At 51.9% G+C, this 2,973-nt stretch carries 1 tRNA gene and 1 rRNA gene; both read right to left on the bottom strand.

What is annotated here, in order from left to right:
* Positions 1-2,648 (bottom strand): 23S ribosomal RNA (locus ACY8FN_RS21190); the annotation flags it as partial.
* Positions 2,649-2,885: 237 nt separating this feature from the next.
* Positions 2,886-2,961, bottom strand: a tRNA-Glu gene (locus ACY8FN_RS21185).
* Positions 2,962-2,973: the final 12 nt, after the last annotated feature.

Genomic DNA, 2,973 nt, shown 5'->3' with positions numbered 1-2,973 from the left:
CACCTCCACCTATCAACGTTGTGGTCTCCAACGGCCCTTTAGGACCCTCAAGGGGTCAGGGATGACTCATCTCAGGGCTCGCTTCCCGCTTAGATGCTTTCAGCGGTTATCGATTCCGAACTTAGCTACCGGGCAGTGCCACTGGCGTGACAACCCGAACACCAGAGGTTCGTTCACTCCGGTCCTCTCGTACTAGGAGCAACTCCCTTCAATCATCCAACGCCCACGGGGATATAGGGACCGAACTGTCTCACGACGTTCTGAACCCAGCTCGCGTACCACTTTAAATGGCGAACAGCCATACCCTTCGAGGTGCCAAACACCGCCGTCGATATGAACTCTTGGGCGGTATCAGCCTGTTATCCCCGGAGTACCTTTTATCCGTTGAGCGATGGCCCTTCCATTCAGAACCACCGGATCACTATGACCTACTTTCGTACCTGCTCGACCTGTCCGTCTCGCAGTTAAGCTGGCTTATGCCATTGCACTAACCTCCTGATGTCCGACCAGGATTAGCCAACCTTCGTGCTCCTCCGTTACTCTTTGGGAGGAGACCGCCCCAGTCAAACTCTCCCCCACCAGGCACTGTCCGCGAGCCCGATTCAGGGCCCTGCGTTAGAACATCAAACATACAAGGGTGGTATTTCAAGGACGGCTCCAGCGCAACTGGCGTCACGCCTTCAAAGCCTCCCACCTATCCTACACATGTAGGTTCAATGTTCAGTGCCAAGCTGTAGTAAAGGTTCACGGGGTCTTTCCGTCTAGCCGCGGGTACACCGCATCTTCACGGCGAATTCGATTTCACTGAGTCTCGGGTGGAGACAGCATGGCCATGGTTACACCATTCGTGCAGGTCGGAACTTACCCGACAAGGAATTTCGCTACCTTAGGACCGTTATAGTTACGGCCGCCGTTTACCGGGGCTTCGATCAAGAGCTTCGCTTGCGCTAACCCCATCAATTAACCTTCCGGCACCGGGCAGGTGTCACACCCTATACGTCCACTTTCGTGTTTGCAGAGTGCTGTGTTTTTGATAAACAGTCCCAGCCATCTGGTCACGAAGTTACGGTTCTATTTTGCCTAGTTCCTTCACCCGAGTTCTCTCAAGCGCCTTGGTATTCTCTACCCGACCACCTGTGTCGGTTTGGGGTACGATGACTTGTAATCTGAAGCTTAGAGGCTTTTCCTGGAAGCATGGCATCAATGGCTTCCGCACCGTAGTGCGTTCGTCTCGTGTCTCAGCGTTGTATCTCCGGATTTGCCTAGAAATACCGCCTACGCACTTTCACCAGGACAACCGTCGCCTGGCCCACCTAGCCTTCTCCGTCCCCCCATCGCAATTACAAGTCGTGCAGGAATATTAACCTGCTTCCCATCGATTACGCCTTTCGGCCTCACCTTAGGGGTCGACTCACCCTGCCCCGATTAACGTTGGACAGGAACCCTTGGTCTTCCGGCGAGGAGGTTTTTCACCCCCTTTATCGTTACTTACGTCAGCATTCGCACTTCTGATATCTCCAGCATACCTCTCGATACACCTTCGCAGACTTACAGAACGCTCCCCTACCACTCACACATAAGTGTGAATCCGCAGCTTCGGTGCCTGGTTTGAGCCCCGTTACATCTTCCGCGCAGGCCGACTCGACTAGTGAGCTATTACGCTTTCTTTAAATGATGGCTGCTTCTAAGCCAACATCCTAGCTGTCTGAGCCTTCCCACATCGTTTCCCACTTAACCAGAACTTTGGGACCTTAGCTGGCGGTCTGGGTTGTTTCCCTCTTCACGACGGACGTTAGCACCCGCCGTGTGTCTCCCGGATATTACTTACTGGTATTCGGAGTTTGCATGGAGTTGGTAAGTCGGGATGACCCCCTAGTCCAAACAGTGCTCTACCCCCAGTAGTATTCGTCCGAGGCGCTACCTAAATAGCTTTCGGGGAGAACCAGCTATCTCCGAGTTTGATTGGCCTTTCACTTGCAACGTTAGTAGGTTGGTCCTCCAGTTGATGTTACTCAACCTTCAACCTGCCCATGGCTAGATCACCCGGTTTCGGGTCTACACCTTGCAACTAGACGCCCAGTTAAGACTCGGTTTCCCTACGGCTCCCCTATACGGTTAACCACTGCTTGTACGTACACGGTTTCAGGTTCTATTTCACTCCCCTCACAGGGGTTCTTTTCGCCTTTCCCTCACGGTACTGGTTCACTATCGGTCAGTCAGGAGTATTTAGCCTTGGAGGATGGTCCCCCCATATTCAGACAGGATGTCACGTGTCCCGCCCTACTCGATTTCACTTCAAGGTCGTTTTCATGTACGGGGCTATCACCCTGTATCGCTGGCCTTTCCAGGACCATTCCACCAACTTCCAAGAAACTTAAGGGCTAATCCCCGTTCGCTCGCCGCTACTAAGGGAATCTCGGTTGATTTCTTTTCCTCCGGGGCAATGAGACGTTCAGTTCTCCCGGTTCGCCTCGTTAAGCTATGTATTCACTTAACGATACCCAGCTTATGCTGGGTGGGTTTCCCCATTCGGAAATCTGTGAGTAATAGCGTCTCTTACCGACTTCTCACAGCTTATCGCAGGTTAGTACGTCCTTCATCGCCTCTGACTGCCAAGGCATCCACCATGTACGCTTAGTCACTTAACCATACAACCCCAAGAAGTGTCGTCGAAACAACGCTTGCTTGTTGATGTACAACAAGGACCAAAATAAATTTTGGTTTTCGCCAAGAAGTTTCCAAAGCACTTGTAACAAATGTTTGAGAACTACTTTTTAAATCAGCTTTCCAGATTGTTAAAGAGCATGTTTGCAACGGTCATCGACCGAAGAAAACAGACATAAACACGCATGCTTATGTCTGCATTCTTGTTAGCAAAAGAGAAGTGGCGTCCCCTAGGGGATTCGAACCCCTGTTACCGCCGTGAAAGGGCGGTGTCCTAGGCCTCTAGACGAAGGGGACCCGGATTTGTCT

It is taken from the genome of Aeromonas sp. 160P (genome assembly GCF_055193095.1).
The sequence above is the reverse complement of the archived record's forward strand: the minus strand, read 5'-3'. Positions and strand labels throughout refer to the sequence as shown.